This is a genomic window from Alloalcanivorax balearicus MACL04 (assembly GCF_025532145.1).
In the GTDB taxonomy this organism is placed as follows: domain Bacteria; phylum Pseudomonadota; class Gammaproteobacteria; order Pseudomonadales; family Alcanivoracaceae; genus Alloalcanivorax; species Alloalcanivorax balearicus.
Genome location: NZ_ARXS01000018.1, coordinates 54,109 through 73,604 on the forward strand (window position 1 = coordinate 54,109; position 19,496 = coordinate 73,604).

The 19,496-nt window shown below is 61.4% G+C and carries 18 protein-coding genes; 13 read left to right on the forward strand and 5 right to left on the reverse strand.

From position 1 onward, the window contains the following. Positions 1–227 precede the first annotated feature (227 nt). Positions 228–842 (reverse strand): transcriptional repressor LexA, encoded by a 615-nt coding sequence (gene lexA / locus MA04_RS14955; RefSeq protein ID WP_262461280.1) that lies wholly within the window; start codon positions 840–842, stop codon positions 228–230. Positions 843–1,183: 341 nt separating this feature from the next. Here lexA and MA04_RS14960 point away from each other — a divergent pair, with 341 nt between their 5' ends. Further along, the gene (locus MA04_RS14960; RefSeq protein WP_163121145.1) at positions 1,184–1,846 is read left to right on the forward strand and encodes a cyclic nucleotide-binding domain-containing protein; all 663 of its coding nucleotides are present in this window, start codon (positions 1,184–1,186) and stop codon (positions 1,844–1,846) included. Positions 1,847–1,917: 71 nt separating this feature from the next. Here the strand turns inward: MA04_RS14960 and MA04_RS14965 are convergent, their stop codons facing one another. Next, positions 1,918–2,376, reverse strand: a complete 459-nt coding sequence (locus MA04_RS14965) for a universal stress protein (protein WP_022994439.1) — start codon at positions 2,374–2,376, stop codon at positions 1,918–1,920. Between the two features lie 307 nt (positions 2,377–2,683). On the opposite strand from MA04_RS14965, the gene topA reads away from it, so the two are divergent. From topA to MA04_RS15025, 12 genes are all read left to right on the forward strand, one after another. Further along, complete coding sequence (topA, locus tag MA04_RS14970) at positions 2,684–5,410, forward strand: type I DNA topoisomerase (RefSeq protein ID WP_163121143.1); 2,727 nt, start codon at positions 2,684–2,686, stop codon at positions 5,408–5,410. A gap of 100 nt (positions 5,411–5,510) precedes the next feature. Then, positions 5,511–6,038: a hypothetical protein gene (locus MA04_RS14975; RefSeq protein ID WP_163121141.1), complete on the forward strand. Its 528-nt coding sequence runs from the start codon at positions 5,511–5,513 to the stop codon at positions 6,036–6,038. Between the two features lie 12 nt (positions 6,039–6,050). Continuing rightward, complete coding sequence (locus MA04_RS14980; RefSeq protein WP_262461283.1) at positions 6,051–7,076, forward strand: CNNM domain-containing protein; 1,026 nt, start codon at positions 6,051–6,053, stop codon at positions 7,074–7,076. A 71-nt stretch (positions 7,077–7,147) separates the two neighbouring features. Beyond that, positions 7,148–7,774 carry a TetR/AcrR family transcriptional regulator gene (locus MA04_RS14985; protein ID WP_163121137.1) on the forward strand — a complete coding sequence of 209 codons (627 nt, stop codon included), beginning with the start codon at positions 7,148–7,150 and terminating at the stop codon, positions 7,772–7,774. Positions 7,775–7,954: 180 nt separating this feature from the next. Next, positions 7,955–8,431 carry a L,D-transpeptidase gene (locus tag MA04_RS14990; RefSeq protein WP_262461286.1) on the forward strand — a complete coding sequence of 159 codons (477 nt, stop codon included), beginning with the start codon at positions 7,955–7,957 and terminating at the stop codon, positions 8,429–8,431. A gap of 4 nt (positions 8,432–8,435) precedes the next feature. Next, positions 8,436–9,458 (forward strand): beta-N-acetylhexosaminidase, encoded by a 1,023-nt coding sequence (gene nagZ, locus MA04_RS14995; protein WP_262461288.1) that lies wholly within the window; start codon positions 8,436–8,438, stop codon positions 9,456–9,458. Next, positions 9,455–10,615 carry a mechanosensitive ion channel family protein gene (locus MA04_RS15000; protein ID WP_262461290.1) on the forward strand — a complete coding sequence of 387 codons (1,161 nt, stop codon included), beginning with the start codon at positions 9,455–9,457 and terminating at the stop codon, positions 10,613–10,615. Before nagZ ends, MA04_RS15000 begins: the two co-directional genes overlap by 4 nt. Next, the gene (locus MA04_RS15005; RefSeq protein ID WP_262461292.1) at positions 10,599–11,162 is read left to right on the forward strand and encodes a hypoxanthine-guanine phosphoribosyltransferase; all 564 of its coding nucleotides are present in this window, start codon (positions 10,599–10,601) and stop codon (positions 11,160–11,162) included. The genes MA04_RS15000 and MA04_RS15005 overlap by 17 nt, the downstream gene beginning before the upstream one ends. Positions 11,163–11,171: 9 nt before the next feature. Further along, a complete protein-coding gene (locus MA04_RS15010) occupies positions 11,172–11,906 on the forward strand; it encodes an S-methyl-5'-thioinosine phosphorylase (protein ID WP_262461294.1) in 735 nt (244 codons plus the stop codon). 158 nt (positions 11,907–12,064) lie between these two features. Beyond that, positions 12,065–12,772: a hypothetical protein gene (locus tag MA04_RS15015; protein WP_262461296.1), complete on the forward strand. Its 708-nt coding sequence runs from the start codon at positions 12,065–12,067 to the stop codon at positions 12,770–12,772. Between the two features lie 53 nt (positions 12,773–12,825). Beyond that, the gene (locus tag MA04_RS15020) at positions 12,826–13,830 is read left to right on the forward strand and encodes a DUF72 domain-containing protein (RefSeq protein ID WP_262461298.1); all 1,005 of its coding nucleotides are present in this window, start codon (positions 12,826–12,828) and stop codon (positions 13,828–13,830) included. Positions 13,831–13,921: 91 nt separating this feature from the next. Beyond that, positions 13,922–15,106, forward strand: coding sequence for a hypothetical protein (locus MA04_RS15025; RefSeq protein ID WP_262461300.1), 1,185 nt, complete (start codon positions 13,922–13,924; stop codon positions 15,104–15,106). A gap of 21 nt (positions 15,107–15,127) precedes the next feature. Here MA04_RS15025 and MA04_RS15030 read toward each other — a convergent pair whose 3' ends face one another. From MA04_RS15030 to MA04_RS15040, 3 genes are read right to left on the reverse strand one after another with little or no spacing between them, the layout of a single operon-like run. Beyond that, positions 15,128–15,946, reverse strand: coding sequence for a DMP19 family protein (locus MA04_RS15030; protein WP_262461302.1), 819 nt, complete (start codon positions 15,944–15,946; stop codon positions 15,128–15,130). A gap of 14 nt (positions 15,947–15,960) precedes the next feature. Then, a complete protein-coding gene (locus MA04_RS15035) occupies positions 15,961–17,013 on the reverse strand; it encodes a YwqG family protein (RefSeq protein WP_262461304.1) in 1,053 nt (350 codons plus the stop codon). Next, positions 17,013–19,487, reverse strand: a complete 2,475-nt coding sequence (locus MA04_RS15040) for a DUF1963 domain-containing protein (protein WP_262461305.1) — start codon at positions 19,485–19,487, stop codon at positions 17,013–17,015. The genes MA04_RS15035 and MA04_RS15040 overlap by 1 nt, the downstream gene beginning before the upstream one ends. Positions 19,488–19,496 lie beyond the last annotated feature (9 nt).

Consider the following 19,496-nt stretch of genomic DNA (forward strand, 5'->3'; position numbering starts at 1 on the left):
TCACTGTACTTCTTATCCTTGGTCCTGACCGTCCTGTTCATGGAGGCTCTGTCTCAGGGTACGTCTCAGAGTGCTTCCATGGCGTCTACGGAAGGTCATGGCCTTTCATTCCCTGGCCATCAATGTGGCGACAACAGGACCACAGGTGCCATGGAGAAAACGCAAATGCGTGCGTAGTCTAACCGGCACTAATGCATTTTGTCTCTTCGGGGGCGGCAAACGGCCGCTTAATGCGCGTTCGGGTCGCGGATCAGGCCGACGAACACGCCTTCGATGATCAACTGATCCGCGGGCACCTGGATCGGTTCGTAGTCTTCGTTGGCCGGCAACAAGGTGGCGTCGGATTTGTTCAGCCTCAGTGTCTTCACCGTCACTTCCTCGCCGATGCGGGCGACCACGATTTCACCGGAACGGGCCGTTTCGCTCTTGCGCACGGCGATCAGGTCGCCGTCGAAAATGCCGGCGTCGACCATGCTGTCGCCCTGCACCTTGAGCAGGTAGGTGGGCCGTTGACGAAACAGTCCGCGCGGCACCGGTACCGTGCGCTGCACGTTTTCCACCGCCTCGATCGGGGTGCCGGCGGCCACCTTGCCCACCACCGGCAATTCGTCCTCGTCGCCGAGGGAGGACTCCAGGAGCTGAATGCCGCGGGAGCGGTCGCTGTGCAGGCGGATATAGCCCTTGCGCTCCAGCGCCCGCAGGTGATCGGAGGCGGCGTTCTTGGACTGGAACCCCATTCGTTCGGCGATTTCCGCCCGGGTGGGGGCCATGCCGGTGTCCGCCTGTGAATCACGGATGCAATCCAGCACCTGCTGCTGGCGGAGGGTCAGTTTGCTGCTCATGTCGGTCTCCTGTGGGTCGCCACAACGGGAATGGCATACTGGTAATACGAACAGTACAATATGTCCAGTGTTTTTGTCATCCCCGATGTTGTTACAAGGCGCTCTCCGCTCGCCTTGCACGGCCATCCGGGCTAGGCTATGCGCTCGGCGCTTCCCGGGGGGGAGGCGTCGTCGTGGCGCTGTATTCGCTGCTAAAGCAGCTTCCCACGGAAGGGCTACGGAGCCGCTGTAGGAGCTTGCCCTGCAAGCCGATAGCGCTGCATTCCAGGAATTCGCTTGCAGGGCAAACGCCTACAGCAGCCATTTCAGCGAATGGTGGGGCTGCTGTGATTGGGGGGGAAATGAAGCAGGCCGAGTGGCAACGTTCTCAGCAGGCGCGGGTGGAGTCGTTACTTTCCGGCGTGCCGTTTTTCAATGAAGTATCCCGTGACGATGCCGACCAGCGAGCCTTGTTGCTGGCCGGGACCCGGATTCTTGAAGCCGCGCCGGGCGAGGTGGTGATTCGGGCCGGTGCCGAGGCCAGCGGGCTCTATTTTCTGCTGCGTGGAGAGCTGTGGGTGCTTGGCGAGGGCACACCGCCGCCAGTGGTGTACCGGGTGTCTCCGGGGGAGGTGTTTGGCGCTTTGTCCCTGCTGCAGGCGACGCCGCGCAGCGCCACCTTGAAGGTGGCGGAAAAAGTGGCGGAGGGAGACCGGGCGAAACCGGCGGTGCTGGCGCGCTTGTCGTTCGCCGATTTCGATGAGCCGCGGGTGGCGTTATTCAGTCTTGCAACCCGCCTGGCGCTGTTTCACATGCTGGTGCATCAGATTCGCTGGGCGGTGGAGGTGCAGCGCCTGGCGGCGCCGGACGCGGAACTGGAGGCGGCCCTGCGCAAGATCCCGGTTTATCAGGGCGAGAAGGAAACCGCACAGGAACTGGCGGCGCTGCGTGAACAGGCGCGGGAGCTGGCGGCACTGTTATGCCGCTGGAACGACCATCCCCGTGCCGGGCCGGCAATGACGTGACGGATTAACCCGGCCAGGCTGGTGGCCAGGCTATCGCATGATTCGCGGGCTGGTGAGGCTGGCCGGAGCCGTCAGTCCGCTTTCTTGTCCTTGCGCTGGACTTTCACCGCCAGCACATCGCAATGGGCTCCGGGCACCAGGCCGCGGGCAGTGGAGCCCAGCAGCAGAGCCAGGCCGCTACGGGTGTGGCTGCCCACCACGATCAGATCCACGCCCAGCGCATCGGCCTTGTCGACGATGGTCTTTTCGATGGAACCCAGCTCCACGTGGATGCGATCCTCGCCGATCTGGTACTGACGGGCGTATTCCAGGGCGGTTTCGCGGGCCTGCTTGACCAGACCGCTTTGCAGGTCGGTGACGTCCATGGGCACGTCCGCCCCATAGGCCAGGGCCAGCGGCTCGATCACATGAATCAGGTGCAACTCGCCGGTGGCGTTACCTTCCAGCACCCCGGCGGCACGGCACAGGATGTCGGCGGACTCGTCACTGCAATCGATGGCGACAAGAATTCTTTGATACGGAGCAGTCACGGCGATCTCCCTCGAACGCTTTTCACCGAGTATAGCCCGCTCCCGGGAAGCGGTCGATTGATGCTGATCAAGGCCCGCCCGGCGGGTGATCCGGCCCGGGCGGGAGCGGTTCGCCGAAAGCCATGGACAGCCCCCCTGGGAGGCGCAAAAAAAGGATTGTACCACCCCGAAGCTTGACCGGACGTTAGCGCCGCTGTCTAAATAGGCGCCCCTGAGGGCCCCCGAAACGGGGCCTGGACATCGTATCCGGCCGGGGAAGGCCGGATCGACCGACTTCTCGGTAATTCAGTTGTGGGTGACGAACGTAATGGGTAAGTCCCTGGTAATTGTGGAGTCGCCGGCCAAGGCGAAAACCATTAACCGCTATTTGGGCGATGACTTCATCGTCAAGTCCAGTGTGGGCCACGTGCGCGATCTGCCGGTCAGCGGCGGTGGCAAGAAGTCCACGCCCCAGGAACGGGCCAAGGAGGCGGCCTATACCCGTTCGCTGCCAAAGGAAGAGCGCGAGGCCTATAAAAAGAAGAAAGCGCAGTCTCAGCTGATCAACCGCATGGGGGTGGACCCGGAGCACGGTTGGAAGGCGCACTACGAGATCCTGCCCGGCAAGGAAAAGGTCATTGACGAACTCAAGCGCCTGGCCGTCAACGCCGAGCGCATCTATCTGGCCACTGACTTGGACCGCGAAGGGGAGGCCATTGCCTGGCACCTGCGTGAGGTGATCGGCGGCGACGATGAGCGTTTCGACCGGGTGGTGTTCAACGAGATCACCAAGAAGGCGATCCAGGCCGCGTTCCAGGAACCGGGCAAGCTGGATATGAGCCGGGTGGAAGCCCAGCAGGCACGCCGTTTCCTCGATCGGGTGGTGGGGTTCATGATCTCACCGCTGCTGTGGGAAAAGATCGCCCGCGGCCTGTCCGCCGGCCGGGTTCAGTCGGTGGCGGTGGAACTGGTGGTGGAGCGCGAACGGGAAATCCGTGCGTTCACCCCGGAGGAATTCTGGGAGCTGCACGCCGACACTCACGACAGCAAGCAGAAAGCGGATGAGCTGCGTCTGCAGGTGGCTCGCCACCAGGGCGAAAACTTCCGCCCGAACAACGGCGAGGATGCGGAGCGCCACCGCGAGGCCCTGCGCCGCGCTGGCCAGCTGACCATTTCCCAGCGCGAGGAGCGGCCGACCCGCTCCAAACCCTCGGCGCCGTTTATTACCTCCACTCTGCAGCAGGCGGCGAGTACCCGTCTGGGTTTCGGGGTGAAGAAAACCATGATGATGGCCCAGCGTCTCTACGAAGCCGGCCATATCACCTACATGCGTACCGATTCCACCAACCTGAGCGCGGACGCGGTGACGGCGTGCCGGGCCTGGATCGACGACAAGCTGGGCGAGAAATATCTGCCGGCGAAACCGCTGTCCTATTCCAGCAAGGAAGGCGCCCAGGAGGCCCACGAAGCGATCCGGCCTTCCGATGTCAATCGCACCTCCGAGTCGCTCAAGGACATGGAACGCGACGCCCAGCGCCTCTACGAATTGATCCGCCGCCAGTTCATCGCCTGCCAGATGCCGCCGGCGGAATACCTGAGCACCACGCTGACCGCCGAGGCGGACGGCTACGAACTCAAGGCCAAGGGCCGCATCATGAAGTTCGACGGCTGGACCCGGATCCTGCCGCCAGCGGCGCGCAAGGGGCAGGAAGACACGGTACTGCCGGACCTCAAGCAGGGCGACGTGCTGGTCATCGATCAGGTGGATGCGACCCAGCATTTCACCAAGCCGCCGGCCCGTTACACCGAGGCCAGTCTGGTCAAGGAACTGGAAAAACGCGGCATTGGCCGGCCTTCCACCTACGCCTCGATCATTTCCACGATCCAGGATCGCGGTTATGTGCGGCAGGAAAGCCGCCGTTTTTACGCGGAGAAAATGGGCGACATCGTCACCGATCGCCTGGTGGAAAGTTTCCCCAATCTGATGGATTACAACTTCACCGCGCGAATGGAGGAAACCCTCGACGAGATCGCCGAGGGCAAACGTCACTGGCGCGATGTGCTCAACGATTTTTACCAGGATTTCCAGGCCAAGCTGGATGCCGCCCAAGGCGAAGGCAGCGGCAAGCAGGCCAAGGGCGGCATGCGCGCCAATCTGCCCACGGACACCGACATCGCCTGTCCCACCTGTGGCCGTCCGATGCAGATCCGTACCGGCTCCACCGGGGTCTTCCTGGGGTGCTCCGGTTACAGCCTGCCGCCCAAGGAACGCTGCACCGCCACGCTCAATCTGCTTCCCGGCGAGGAGGCGGTGCGGGCCGACGATGACGAGGCGGAAACCCAGGAACTGCGCCGCAAAAAGCGCTGCCCGAAATGCGGCACGGCGATGGAATCCTTCCTCATCGACGAGAAACGCAAGCTGCACGTCTGCGGTAACAACCCGGATTGCGACGGCTATGTAGTAGAGCAGGGCGAGTTCCGTATCAAGGGCTACGACGGTCCGACCCTGGAGTGTGAAAAGTGCGGCAGTGAGATGCAGCTGCGCACCGGCCGGTTCGGCAAATTCTTCAAATGCACCAATGATGACTGTGGCAACACCCGCAAGCTGCTGAAGAACGGCGAACCGGCACCACCCCGCGCCGATCCGATCCCCATGCCGCATCTCAAGTGCGAGAAAGTGGACGATCACTACCTGCTGCGCGACGGTGCTTCCGGCCTGTTCCTGGCCGCCAGCAAGTTCCCCAAGAACCGGGAAACGCGGGCGCCGCTGGTGGAGGAAATCCAGTCCGTGGCGGAGCAACTGGATCCCAAACACCGTTATCTCGCGCAAGCGCCCGGCGAGGACGCCGAGGGCCGCAAGGCGATACTGCGCTACAGCCGCAAGGCGAAGGAGCAGTATGTGATGACCGAGGAAGAGGGCAAGCCCACCGGCTGGTATGCCTTCTATCGGGACGGCAAGTGGGAAGTGGAAGAGAAGAAAGCCGCACCGAAGAAGAAGGCGGCGGCGAAGAAGAAAACCGCCGCCAGGAAGAAGGCCGCCGCTCGCAGATCATGAAACAGCGCGGCCCTCTTCGCCAGCAAGCTGGCTTCCCACAGCGGCTTCGTCGTTCTCTTTGTGGGAAGCTGGCTTTAGCAGCGAATAGCCGGAGATAACCATGTCCCGAATGGTGCGGGAAAACGAAATCAGCGGCCTGCGTGAGCGGCTGTTCTTCGCCCGCGACTTGCTCAAGACACTGCGGGCCGAGGCCGGCAGTCCGATGGGGCACCGTCTGGCGCTGCGCGGTGCGGTGGTGTTTCATCTCTATTCGGTGCTGGTGGGCATGGCGCGGCAGTCCGCCAAGTCTTACCAGGTGCCCGGTTACGACGACCTGATCAGTCTCGCCGCCCTGGAGCGGGCCTTCGCCGATAGCGACGTCCACGCCCCGGAAATGCAACTGCTGATCCAGGCCCGGCAGGATCGCTCCGATCCGGTATGCTGGCTGGATCTGGAGCTGCGTGCCGCGGTGGGTGCCGCCGGTCTGGCCCGCCGGGCCACACCTCCCGGTGAAACCAATGCCCTGGCTTTACGCGCCGAGGATCCTTATGCGCCCTTGGCCGATGGTGATCTGGAGCGTTTGCAAAAGGCGGCCGACCGGGTGGAGGAACTGCTCGGTTTGTTCGGTACTTATATGGACGAATGGTAAGCGGGGAGCGCCATGCTGTTACTGATCATCTTCGCCGCCGTCGCTTTGGGGTTCTCGTTCCTCTGCTCGATTCTGGAAGCCGCTCTGCTGTCCATTACGCCCAGCTATATCGCCGGTCTCAAGGACGACAACCCCAAGCTGTTTGAACGCCTGCGGCACCTCAAGGACGATATTGACGACCCGCTGGCGGCCATTCTCACGCTCAATACCATCGCCCATACCGCCGGCGCCACCGGGGTCGGCGCCCAGGTGGCGGTGCTGTTCGGGGAAACCTGGCTGGGCGTGGCCTCGGCGGTCATGACCCTGGCCATCCTGATCGTCTCCGAGATTATTCCGAAGACCATCGGCGCCAAATTCTGGCGCGCCCTGGCGCCGCTGCTGCCGCCGGTGCTCAATGTCATGATCTGGGTGCTCAAGCCGTTCGTGTGGTTATCGAAAATGATCACCCGGCGGATCGGCGACGGCGAGCCGGATACCGACATCAGGGCGGAGTTGAAGGCGATGGCGTCCATCGGCCACGAACAGCAGGCGTTGGATGAGGGCGAGCGCCGGGTCATCGCCAATATTCTCAGCCTCCATGAAATCAGGGTCGACAAGGTGATGACCCCGCGCACGGTGGTGGAATCGCTGCGCCCGGAACAGACCGTGGCGGAAGTGCGCCATCACCTGGTGTCGACGCCTTTTTCCCGCTATCCGGTGCTGAATGACAAGGATGAAGCACTCGGCTATGTGCACAAAAGCGATCTGCTGGAAGTGGAGGACGAGCGCACCGTGGGTGAGCTGGCCCGTGCCATGGCCTTGTTCCGCACCGACACCAATATCGAGGCGGTGTTCGGTGAGATGCTGCGTGACCGGCAACACCTGGGTCTGGTCTACGATGACCTGGGAACCTGGGTGGGCCTGGTCACCATGGAAGACATCATTGAAACCATCCTCGGCCAGGAAATCATGGATGAAACCGACAATGTGGCCAATCTGCGCCACTATGCCCGCCAGCGCTGGAGCCGCAAACTCAAACGCAAGGGCGCCCCGGAATAGCGCCTCTGCTTGACGCTGATCGCCGCCAAACGTATGTTTCAAACGTTTGCTTCGATCCCGGCAGGTTCCCCATGTCCCAATCCGATACCGTTCGCCGCATCCTTGATACGGCGGAAGTGCTGTTTGCCCAGAAGGGGTTCGCGGAAACCAGCCTGCGCGCCATCACCGGCAAGGCCGGTGTCAATCTGGCGGCGGTGAACTACCATTTCGGCTCCAAGGAAGCACTGATTCAGGCGGTGTTCGAGCGTTATCTGACGCCGTTCTGCCAGGCGCTGTCAGTCAAATTGCGGGAACTGGAGCTGGACGATGACCCGCTCAGTCTGGAACGGCTGTTGACCGTGGCGTCGCGACTGGCGCTGGGCTCCGGCACCGAGGAGCCGCGCCGCGCCATGATCTTCTTCCGCCTCGCCGGCCAGGCCTACAGCCAGCCCCAGGATCACCTGCGGGCCTATCTGCGCAAGCACTACGGCGATGTCTTCAACCAGTTCACCACCTTGCTGCGCCGCACCGCGCCGGATGTGCCCCCGGTGGAACTGTTCTGGCGTGTGCACTTCAGCCTGGGAGCAGTGATCTTCACGCTCTCCGGCATGGAGTCCCTGCAGACAATCAGCAAGAAGGACTTCAATCGCTCGGTGTCCGCCAGCGACATCGCCCAGCACCTGCTGCCCTTCGTGGTGGGCGGGATAAAAGGCAGCTGAAAAGACAGTTGATAGTTGACAGTTGATAGTTGACAGTTAAAACCGAAAAGATAAAGCAGCCTGATCTCTAGCCGCTGTGGGGGCTTGCAAGCAAGCTCCCACAGCGGCTGAAGATCACCGGTTTTTGTTTTTCGTCTTTCGCTGTCCACTATCAACTGTCAACTTTCCCTTGTTGGTCCTATGCACATCACTATTTCCCTCTCTGCTCAAACCCTGACCCTGGATGTGGATGGCGCCGGCCAGCGTCGTTATTCGGTCTCCACCGCCGCGGTTGGTGCCGATGAGCGCAACGGCAGTAACGGCACGCCCCGCGGAGAACATCTGGTGCGTGCCCGTATTGGCGAGGGGCTTCCCGCTGGCGCGGTGTTTCGCGGGCGCCGCTTCACCGGCGAAATTCTGACGCCGGAACAGGCCGCGGCGGAACCGGAACGGGACTGGATACTCAGCCGGATCCTCTGGCTCGGTGGTCTGGAGGCGGGTAAAAACCAGGGCGGTGACGTGGATAGTTTCCGGCGCTTTATTTATATTCATGGCACGCCGGACCACGAGCCCATGGGGCAGCCCGCCTCCCTCGGTTGTATCCGCATGCGTAACGCCGACGTCATCGATTTGTTCGACCGCGTGCCATTGGGGTGCGCGGTCTCCATCACCGAGTAATCACATGAATCAGGCCAATAACACCCAGCCTCTGCTGATGCTGGATCTGGAAGGCGTCGCGCTCACCAGTGAGGAGCGCGATTTACTCGTTCATCCCGCCGTCGGCGGGGTGATTTTATTCAGCCGTAATTATCAGGACCCGCTACAAGTACGCGATCTGGTGGCATCCATGCGGGCGCTGCGGCCGGAATTGCTGATCGCCGTGGATCAGGAAGGCGGGCGAGTGCAGCGCCTGCGCGAGGGTTTTACCCGGCTGCCGCCAATGGCCAGTCTCGGCCGTTTGTACCGGCAAAATGCCGAGGAGGGCCGTCAGGCGGCGGAGCTGTTGGGCGAATTGATGGCCGACGAAGTGCGCGCCGTGGATATCGACATCAGCTTCGCTCCGGTGCTGGATCTGGACTATCAGCGCAATTCAATGATCGGCGATCGTTGCTTCAGCAATGATGTGGACACCCTGATCACCCTGGCGGACGCCTTCCTGGACGGTATGCAGAGGTCGGGTATGTGTGCCACCGGCAAGCATTTCCCCGGTCACGGTCATGTACAGGCGGACTCTCACCTGGAATTACCGGAAGACCCGCGCACGCTGTCCGAGATGAGCGCCGATCTGGCGCCGTTCCGGGCCCTGGCGCCACGCCTGGACGGCATCATGCCGGGCCATGTGCGCTATCCGGCCATGGATGCCCAGCCCGCCGGATTTTCCCACTATTGGTTGCAGCAGGTGCTGCGCGAGGAGCTGGGCTTCCGCGGCGTGATCTTCTCTGATGATCTGACCATGGCTGGTGCCGCCGCCGCCGGTGATTACGCACAGCGGGCGGAGGTGGCACTGAACGCCGGTTGCGACATGGTGCTGGTGTGCAACGATCGAGCCGGTGCCCTGGCGGTGCTGTCCTGGTTGGAGCAGCAATCGCTGCCGAAAGTGGTACCGGCCAGTGCCCTGCGGGCGCGCCCGCGCCGGCCAATGAATCCGGTCCGCCGCCAACGGGCCTGTGACCTTGCCGAACAATTGTCAGGAGAAAGCGCATGAATTGGGAGGCCCTGCTGAACTGGAACCTGTTGCTCCAGTGGCCCGGCCCGGATACACAGACGATCATCTGGCTGACGCAGGTGTTCGTGGTGGTATTTTGCACCGTATCGCTGAACTTCATGATGATGCGGGTGCTGGACATCCTCACCGTGCTGGGCAAGAAAACCGCCAGCACATGGGACGATGTGCTGATCGAGGCCTTGCGCCTGCCGTTACGGCTGGTGACCTGGGTCGTTGGCTTGTCGGTGGCGGCGGAGATGCTTTATGACGTTTCCGAAAGCGCTTTGTTCGAGCATGTGGGCATGGTCCGCCGGGTGGCGTTCATCGCCATCATCGCCATGTTTTTCAATCGCCTGATCTCCGGCGTCGAGCACAACCTGACCGATCCCGGACGGATGAAGAAACCCATGGACACCACCACCGCGGCGGCGGTGTCCAAGCTGCTGCGGGTGTCGGTGATCATCACCTCGGTGCTGATCATCTTGCAGGCGCTGGGCTACAGCGTATCCGGGGTGCTCGCCTTCGGCGGTATCGGCGGCATGGCGGTGGCCTTCGCCGCCAAGGATCTGCTCGCCAACTTTTTCGGCGGCATGATGATTTACATGGACAAGCCCTTCAAAGTGGGGGAGTGGGTACGCTCGCCGGACCGGACCATCGAAGGGACGGTGGAACACATCGGTTGGCGGCTGACCCGCATCCGCACCTTCGATCAGCGGCCGCTGTATATTCCCAACTCGTTGTTCACCACCATCGTGCTGGAGAACCCGGCGCGCATGTTCAACCGGCGGATCAACGAGAAGATCGGTATCCGCTATCAGGACTGGCGGAAAATGCCGGCGATTGTCGCCGAGGTCCGGCAAATGCTGATCGATCACGATGACATCGAAACCGACGCCCGTACTCTGATCGTCAATTTCGATACCTATGGCGCTTCGCACATCGAATTCTTTATCTACACCTTCACCAAAACCACCAACTGGGTGCGCTTCCATGAGATCAAGCAGGATGTGCTGATGAAGATCATGGAGATTGTCGAGCAGCATGGCGCCGAGTTCGCCTTCCCGACCCGTACCCTGCATATGGTCAGCGATGACGATCAACAGGACACCCCGTCGGCGCCGGCTGCCGAGGAGGCACAACATGCCCATCGCGGATGAGGTAAAGCAGGAGTTGATGCAGGTGCGCCGCGATGCGCGCCAGCTCTACTCCCAGGATCAGGTGGAAGCGGCCATCGCCAAACTGGCGATTCAGCTGACCGGGGACTACAGCGAGCGTTTCCCGTTGTTGGTCACCATCATGAACGGCGGCATGATTTTCGCCGGGCATTTGCTCACGCGCCTGGATTTTCCGCTGGAAATGGACTATCTGCACGCCTCCCGTTATCTGGGAGACACCCAGGGCGGGGAAGTGGAATGGATCGTCACTCCGGGCGCCAGTCTGTCCGGCCGCGATGTGATCATCCTCGACGATATTCTCGATGTCGGCTCCACGTTGTTGGCGATCGTCGATGCCTGTTACGCCCAGGGGGCCAATAATGTGAAAACCTGCGTGCTGGTGGACAAGGTGCATGACCGCAAGGCGCGGCCGGGTCTGAAAGCCGATTACACCGCCCTGGACGCCGAGGATTTTTACCTGTTCGGCATGGGCATGGACTACAAAGGCTATTGGCGTAACGCCCCCGGCATCTTCGCCGTGGAAGAATAAGGAACAGTGATGCTGGCATTCATTGGCGGTACCGGCCTTACGCGCATGAACAACCTGCGCATCACCGGCAGCCAGACCCTGAGCACCCGTTTCGGTGAACCTTCGGCGCCGGTGGTGGAAGGGCAGCTCAACGGTCGTCAGGTGCTGTTCCTGGCCCGTCACGGGGATCCCCATGTGCTGCTGCCGCACCAGGTCAACTATAGGGCCAATATGGTGGCGCTGAAGGAAGCCGGCGCCAGCGCCATCATCGCCGTCAATGCAGTGGGCGGAATCACTGGCCAAGCGCCCACCGGTGCACTGGTACTGGCGGATCAGATCATCGATTACACCTACGGCCGTGACATGACGCTGTTCGATGATCCGGACGAGCCGCTGGTGCACGTGGATTTCAGCTGGCCCTTTGATGCCGCCCTGCGCGCCGCGCTCAAGGAACGGCTCGCCGTCAGCGGCCTGGCCTGGACGGACGGCGGTTGCTACGGCGCCACCCAGGGGCCGAGGTTGGAAACCGCGGCGGAGATTCTGCGTATGGAGCGCGACGGCTGTGACGTGGTCGGCATGACCGGCATGCCGGAAGCCGTTCTGGCCCGGGAACTGGATATTCCCTATGCCATGCTGTCCCTGGTGGTGAACCCCGGTGCCGGCAAATCCGACCGGGAGATCACCATGGCCGAGATCGAAGCAGTGATCCACGATGGCATGGCTGGCGTATGCCGGGTGCTGGCGGATCTGGCCGGGCATTGGTAAGGAGCGGCCGCCGTCCTGCCAGCATCATCCTTGGCTGCTACGAAGCCGCTGTGGGAGCTTGCCTGCAAGCGAATATCGCAAACACCTGAGCCTATCCCATTCGCTTGCAGGCAAGCTCCCACAGTAGGTCCACGGATCGTGATGTCCGAGTTTCTAACATGCATTACTGGAACCAGAGCAATTTCGAGGGACTGAAGTCGATCGGCGAGCAGTACGCTGATCGGAGCGGGTTCGCCGCCTTCAGCCGTTATTGTCTGCTTGCCGAAAAAGGGCTCAGAAAACCGGCGCTGGCGGCCGCCCGGGAGTTCATCATCGGGATGGAAGCTCTGCCGGTGACACAACAGCGTGCTTGCGCCGAGGAACTGACCGCATTGTCGTACCGACATGCCGAGGTGCACCGGTTGCTGCCGCACCCACTGCGAATGTCCTTGAAAGTCATATTGCAGCAATGGACGGACGCCGAACCGGACAATCCGGTACCGTGGAAATGGCTGGGCTATCTGGTAAAGGACCTGGAGGCATCGCGCCGGGCCCATGATCTGGATCCCGGGGATGAAATCAGCCTCGGCGCGCTTTTTGGCGAACAACTCAACCAAGTGGATTTCCAGACCCACCATCTCTGTGAATCCTGCTTCCTCGGCGAAGAAAGCGAGGCCGAGCAGGCCCTGGACCGGGCCGAGTCCTTGTTGGCGTATCTTGAGGACAAGGACAAGCGCGCCGCCTGTCAAAAGGAAGTGGATTATTTCCGCGATTTGCTCGCGGCCTGGCGCGATTACGCAGCCGTTGAGTGTGAGGAAACGTTTCCGCAATGGTGTGAGAAACAGGGCAGTTCGTTCCGTTTCTGGTCGATTTTTTATTATCGGTAAGCCGCGGGACGGGGCTCGCCGGCAGGCGTTATATCCGGAGGAATGAGGGCGTCATGCAAAGTGCACTTTTCTCAGATGACGGTGGCACCGCTTCCGAAGTACGGCCGGCCACGCCGGAGCCATCGCTGATCCCGCTGGCGGCGGATTTGCCGGAGACGCTCCGAATGGGCACCTCGTCCTGGCACTATCCGGGCTGGGCCGGGCTGGTCTGGGACAAGCTCTACAGCGAAGAGCAGCTGTCCCGTCGTGGGCTGGACGCCTACGCCAGACATCCGTTATTTCGTGCCGTTGGCCTGGACCGCGGCTTTTATCGGCCGCTGACCGTGGACCAGTACATCGATCACGCGGACCAGGTGCCCGACGATTTCCGCTTCGTGGTCAAGGCACCGAGCCGGGTGACCGATCCTCTGTTGCGTGGCGCCGGCGGCAAGGGGCAGAAGATCAACCCTGATTTTCTGGATTCGGCGGCCGCCCGAGCCGAATTCATCGAACCGGCCGGCATCGGGCTCGGTTCGAAGCTGGGGGCGCTGGTGTTTCAAATCAGTCCGTTGCCTTCTCACTGGCTCAATGAAATGGAACGGCTGATCGAAGGGCTGCATACGCTGTTGCGGAACACCTCCGAGCTCAAGGCCCGTTGCCCGGATGCGGTAGTGGCGGTGGAGGTGCGCGATCGGCAATGGCTCACCCCGGCGTTTGTTGACGCTCTGAAAGACACCGGGACCACTTATTGCCTCGGACTCCACGGCAAGATGCCGCCCATTGCCGAACAACTGCCCATCCTGCGCGCGCTCTGGCCGGGACCCCTGGTGTGCCGCTGGAACCTCAATTTGAAGCACGGCGCCTACGGTTATGAGAAAGCGCGGGATCAGTACTCGCCATTCGACCGGCTGGTGGACCCGGACCCGGAGACCCGCAACGCTCTGGCAAAGGTGATCGCCGGCACCGTGGGCGCGGGCCAACCGGCTTACGTGACGCTCAGTAATAAAGCAGAAGGCTGTTCGCCATTGTCAGTGGCGGCGCTGGCGGAGGCGGTACAAGCCCGGATCGGGCCGGCTTGATGCAATGGTGACAGGGCCGGTGTCGGGGAATTCGCCTACGGTTCTGCTAAGGTTCCGTGCGAAGGACGTTTACAAAGGGATGTGACCCAAAATGAGTGGATCGGATATCGAAGCCCTGTGCCGGGCGTTTATAGCGGATGAAGATGAGGCGTTGGAGCAGAAGCGGCAGGGTCTTTTCTGGCCGCGAAATCATCATTTATTGAGACCTCATGCCGCCAAACTGCCGGCGGCTCTGACGCTGGACCAAAGAACCCGTTTCTATTTTCATTATCTGCGCGTGGCCGGGGGTATCCCGGCGGTCTCCAACAAGGAACTGCCGTTATTGCATGAGGCTTACCGGCAAGTGCTGCCGCTGCAGGATCAGGGCCACCCGATCAATAGCAGCACTCGGCATATCAACCTGTTGGTATTCGGCTTCGATGACAACGGGCCCTTGCCGATGGGCGCAACGTCCTCGGCGAAGGAGCTCAAAGCCCGCCTGAAGCTGGTGACCCAGCTTGGCAAGTACACCACGTTACCCAATCAGCGGGAAAAAAAATCGAAGTTTCTTCCTTTTGCCAATGAGGGCGAGCGAATTCTGCAAGTGTTGCGTCATTTACGCTATCGCCATGACCGCCGTTACGGCGATGATCTTTACAATACCGTGAATCTGCGATTCTGGGCCATGGTGTTGACCGCATTGCTGAGTCCGGAAGTGCGTGCTGATCTGGTCGGCGACATGCTCGATGGCAATATGGCGTTTCCCAACCGGGAGACTCATATGGACATATTGCACAAAACGGTTCAGGCAGTGCTGGAGTATTGCACGCCGGAGGAAGAGGACTTTCGCCGATTGGCCGGGCGGCTTGCCGACCTGTACCGGACCCGCCGGGAAGCCACCGAGAGCGCGACGCTGGCACGCTCTTTGAATTTGCCGTTTGATCCCGACGAGGACTGGCAGGTCAGCATACGGCTTGCACAGGAAGGCACCGACGGTTTGAGCTGGCGACCACCGAATCTGGCATTGACCCTGATGCCGGAGCCGGACCTGGATTGGGATATTCGTATTATCGACGCCAAAGGCCGTCATTTCAGTGAGCGGTGCAAAGGGATACTGCGCAATGACATGGACATGGACGGGCTCGGCGCGGGAAACCTGGCGCGCTTTCCGGATTGGTTGCGGGCGTTACGGGAGCGGCACGGCATTGCTTACGATATCACTCAGGCGGATGTCCGTGCGGGCCGCAAGCGCTCCGCCGGCCGCCTGATCCAGGGTTGGTTGAAAGGGGACGGATGAAGGCGGCCTCCGGCGGAACGCTCAGTACGGGATTTCCGCCACTTTGGTGCCGGAAGTACCGTCAAACATCATCGCTTTACCATCGGCTTCCACCATGAAATGGTGCCCGCGATCCGTGAGGAAATGCCAGGCCAGCACGGTGTGTCCCTGATATTCGTGTGAGGGGTCTCCAGCGGTAACCTGCTCCAGTGCCTGGCCCGCTTCGGCGCACAGGGCTCTTATCCGTTTCATGTAGTCCGGTTCGTTGTTGAGAGCCTGGGCTATACGTTCGGCCCGATTGGGAATCGCTTCGGCGCGGCGGGTGATTTCCCGTTCCAGATCCGGGTCGGATAACGCCAGCAGTTTGGGGTGAGCCTTGAGCCAGTCCGCGTTCAACCGGGACAGATTTTCAGTCTCCTGCGCCGCGTAAAAAGGATCGGAAAGCGCTTCGAATCGATCGCGGATCGGATTGTCACCGAAATAATCACTCTCGAAGAATGTCTGCAGTTGATCTGGCCCCAACTCGGCCACCAGAGCAACACCTTGTTCGAACAGGGATTGGTGTCGCCGCGCTCCCATGGCGTCCAGTCCGCCGCGAACCCGCTCGACAATGTCGTCGGCCCAGCCGCTGTTGTAAACGAATTGCGAAAAACCGCCGTTGTTGATCTGGGCCAGATAATAATCGACGTAATAGCTGACCAGCGCCTCACGGGAGACTTCATCAATCCCCAGATACTCTGAAAACAGCGCGTTCAACACATCGATATTGGCGCCGATGATATCGTCCGGATCATCACTGCCCAGCACATCGACGGGGATCAGAATGGCGTCTTCGGGAGTGAGTAAAGTGTCGGTTTGCATAGCAGAAGGCCCGCTCAGGTTTGTTGGTAGACCGCCATCACCCCATCAAAGCGATGTGCGGCCAGATCGTCCTGGTGAATAAGAAAATAAACCGTGCCCTCGGTGAGAGAGTCCTGCATCCAGTCCGACAGATCCACTTGCAATAACAGGCGCCATTGGCGGGCCAGGGATCCAATACGAGCACGATGCTGGTCCCAGTCGGCTCGGTCCAGGAACGGCTTTTCGAAGTGAGTGATCAACACCGCATCGTAGCGTGGGTCGCTCTGTTCCGGTTGCGGGCTGCCCAGCAATTGATGACGCCGCCAGCCCGGCTCGGGATAGTTGAGTCCCAGTTCTTCCAGTGCCTGGTCATAGGCGTCCGCCAATTCGGCGGTGTCATCATCCGCCGTTTCGCCGTGGTAGAAGGCATACAGATGCGGCAGGGTATCCATCTCCAAGGCCGCCGGCAGCGGCAGTCTCAATGTCCCCTGCAATTGGATCGTTCGTGCCTCCGCGTGGTAATTGGTGCCGCCGGGCGCGCCGACGGATGGTGAGCCGAATTGCGCCTGAATCGCTTGCCGTTCGTGCCGTTCCCGTTGTGCGGCCTCGGCCAGATCATCCGGCATGGGTAAAGGGCGCAACCGATCCCGGGGGCTGTCGTCCCAGATCACCCGCGCCACCCGGGTGCCGGATTCCCAGGGGCCCACCGCCATATCGTAGAAAAACAGCAAACGGCCTTGTTGTGGAAGTGACGTCGCCGCGGGACAAGCGGCGGCCTGCTCCAGATCGATCTGGGCGATGAAGGCGTAGGGCAGGGCGGCCTTGAAATGAGCGCGCATTTCGGCGGCGGCATCGTCGTTACCGCGCCGGGCGATGGCTTCCGGATCCTCCGGAGCGGACGGCCGTGGCCAGTCGCTGCCGGCCGGCAGGTCGGGCACGCCGCCAAGGCGGCTTTCACCAGGCCGCGACGTCGTGGCGAGCGGCTGCAATTGGATGGCGGGGATCAGCGCCTGTGTCACCGCTGCCGTTTCCTCGGGCCCCAGATACGGCTCCAGGGCTTCAACGGCCTCTTCGGTGGAATCGAACATCAGCTGCTCTCCAGTCCGCAATAGACGTTGGAAAAATCCGCTTTGGCCAGATCGCTCTTGTGAATCACGAAATAAATTTCTCCGGCATCCCAGAAGCAGAATCCGGGGTTGTTGTCGGAGGAGACCCGCAATAGCACCATGAAGTCGTCCTGTTCGCCGCCCAGAGCCAGGGCGGCTTCGATTTCCGGGGTGTCGTGCTGCTTGAACACGAAACTGTTGACGGCGTGTACCGGCGGGGCGGCGGCGGTCTCGGTGAGCGCGTTCTTCAATGTTTCGGTCAATGTTTCGGTCAATTCGAACTGGTCTTCCAGTGGCGCCAGGGAGGGCGCGTCGCGATAGTAGTCCTGATCGGAATAGAAGTGCGGCAGGCTGACGCTCAGGCCAGCCCGGGCCCGGAATGGGGAGTAGAGACCGTGGTCATCGCCGATATCATCGTCGCTCAGGTTCAGGCCGGCGGCGGAACGCAACGTTGAAACGGGGCCGGACTGATAGCGCACCAGCGCCCGGGGATCTTCCTGATCACTGATGAAGAAATACAGCAGGCCGCTACGGGGCAAGTAGTCCTGATACGGGGCCAGTTCCGCGCAATGGAGTTGAGCGATGAACTGGTAGCCGGGGCTGTCGTTGCCGTGCAACCTTGGGTAGGACTCGCCCGCGGGCAGGTCCGGCAGCCCGCCGAAGCGGGTATTGCCCACCTCGCTATAATCATCCGCCTCGGTGGTGGCCAGCGCCACGGTCCGGCGGGCCAGTTTGATCAGGTCGTGTCGATACGGCGCCCATTGCTCGTCGCGCAAAGCCTGTGCCAATAGCGTGTTGAGGGCTTCGTCGTGGCGGGCCAGGAAAACACCGTCATCGAATGGCACGGTACCGAGTCCGTCGGCGCCCGGGTAGCGATAGTCGAACAGCGTCTGCCTTTTTTCCAGCTCCAGTTTCAGGCCGGGCAGATCCCGCAGGTCTTGTGGCAAGGCGGTCAAAGGGTTGCCCTGAAGATCCAGGTGACGCAATTCGGGCAGCGCGGCCAGGGCGGCGGGTATCGTGGTGAGCTTGTTGCGTGCCAGAGACAGGCTGCGCAGGCTGGGCGAGAAGGTGCCGGGAAGCCGTTGCAATTGGTTGCCGTCGAGCAGACAGGTGTTCAGTTTCGGTAAATCCAGGATCCCACCGGCTATGGCGGTGATACCACTGCCGCTGATCATAAGACGCTCCAGCTCGGGCAAGGTCGCCAGCGCCGGAGGCAGGCTGTCGAGAGCCCGCGCATTGCTCAAATACAGGGTGTGCAGATGGCGCAGCCGGGCGATGTCGTCGGCCAATACACGCAAACCATCGGCGCTCCGATCCGCCGGGTTGTATTGCACGGTGAGCGATTCCAGCGAGGTATAGCCGAACAGGTCCGGGGGCAAGTCCACGCCGGTGAGGTTGCTCAGCGACACATGACGGGGCAGGGTTTTCGGCGCTTGCCGTAATTCCGCCATGGCGGTGAATCGGTAGTGATGCCAGTCCAACTGTTCCAGTGGCAGGCGCTTGGCGATCCTTAACCGATGGCTTCGTTTTTCAAAGTCGTCACGGAGGTAGCCCTCGAAGCCCACCCAGCCGTTGATCAGAGTCAGCTCGCCGTACAGCTCGACGCTGTAATGGAAGCCCTCTTTCCACAGGTAAGCGGCGCCGGCGGTATCCCGATCCGCCTCGAAGCTAATCCGGCCTTGTGGCGAATCAGGGTGATAGACGCCATTCAGGGAAAAGCGCAGGGCGATCTCACCGTCGTCATAGTCGTTGAGAAAGGCGCCATGAACGGCGTCGTCATGGTCTCGCGCCCGGGCCTTTAGGTCGATCATCAGATCGCCGCCGGTGTGGCCGTGGGCGCTGATGTAATATTCGCTTTCCGGCAGAAAGTCGAAGCCGTGATCATCGATATCGAAGTACTCGCGGTGATCCGCGGGCACGTTGAATGGCGGTGGATCGGGGGTGGCCTCTTCGCGCGTTTTGGACTGAGGTCGGGCGAGCAGGGCCTCCACGCCTTGTCTCTGGTCGGCGAGCGCGGCGGCGGGATCACCGAAAAGTTGGACACTCATCAGCGTCTGCTCGAACAATGGGAACCAGATCCTTTCCTCTGTAACCAGGCAATCACCGGTCAGTTCGAAGTGATGGCCAGCGTCCATCTCGATACCGGTGAAGTAAAACGCATCCCCCTGACCGTTCCGCGCGGTGATCACCTGGGCGGCGCGGCCGTGCACGGTAAGCGCGTATTCGGCGGTGATCTCCACCTGGCCCCGCCGGGATAGACAGTATTCCCGGAATCGCGTGGCGAAATGGTCGCCGTGATGTTGCCGCAGTAGATGGTCATCGTCGACGCCGGCATTGATCATCACCATGTCGTCATCGGTTTCATATTCCGCCCGCACACTTTCCCATAGTGGGCGGACGAACCCGAACTGGCCGGGGATATCGATTGAGAAAGTGCGGGTCTCGACGTGCTCCATGTTCCTTAA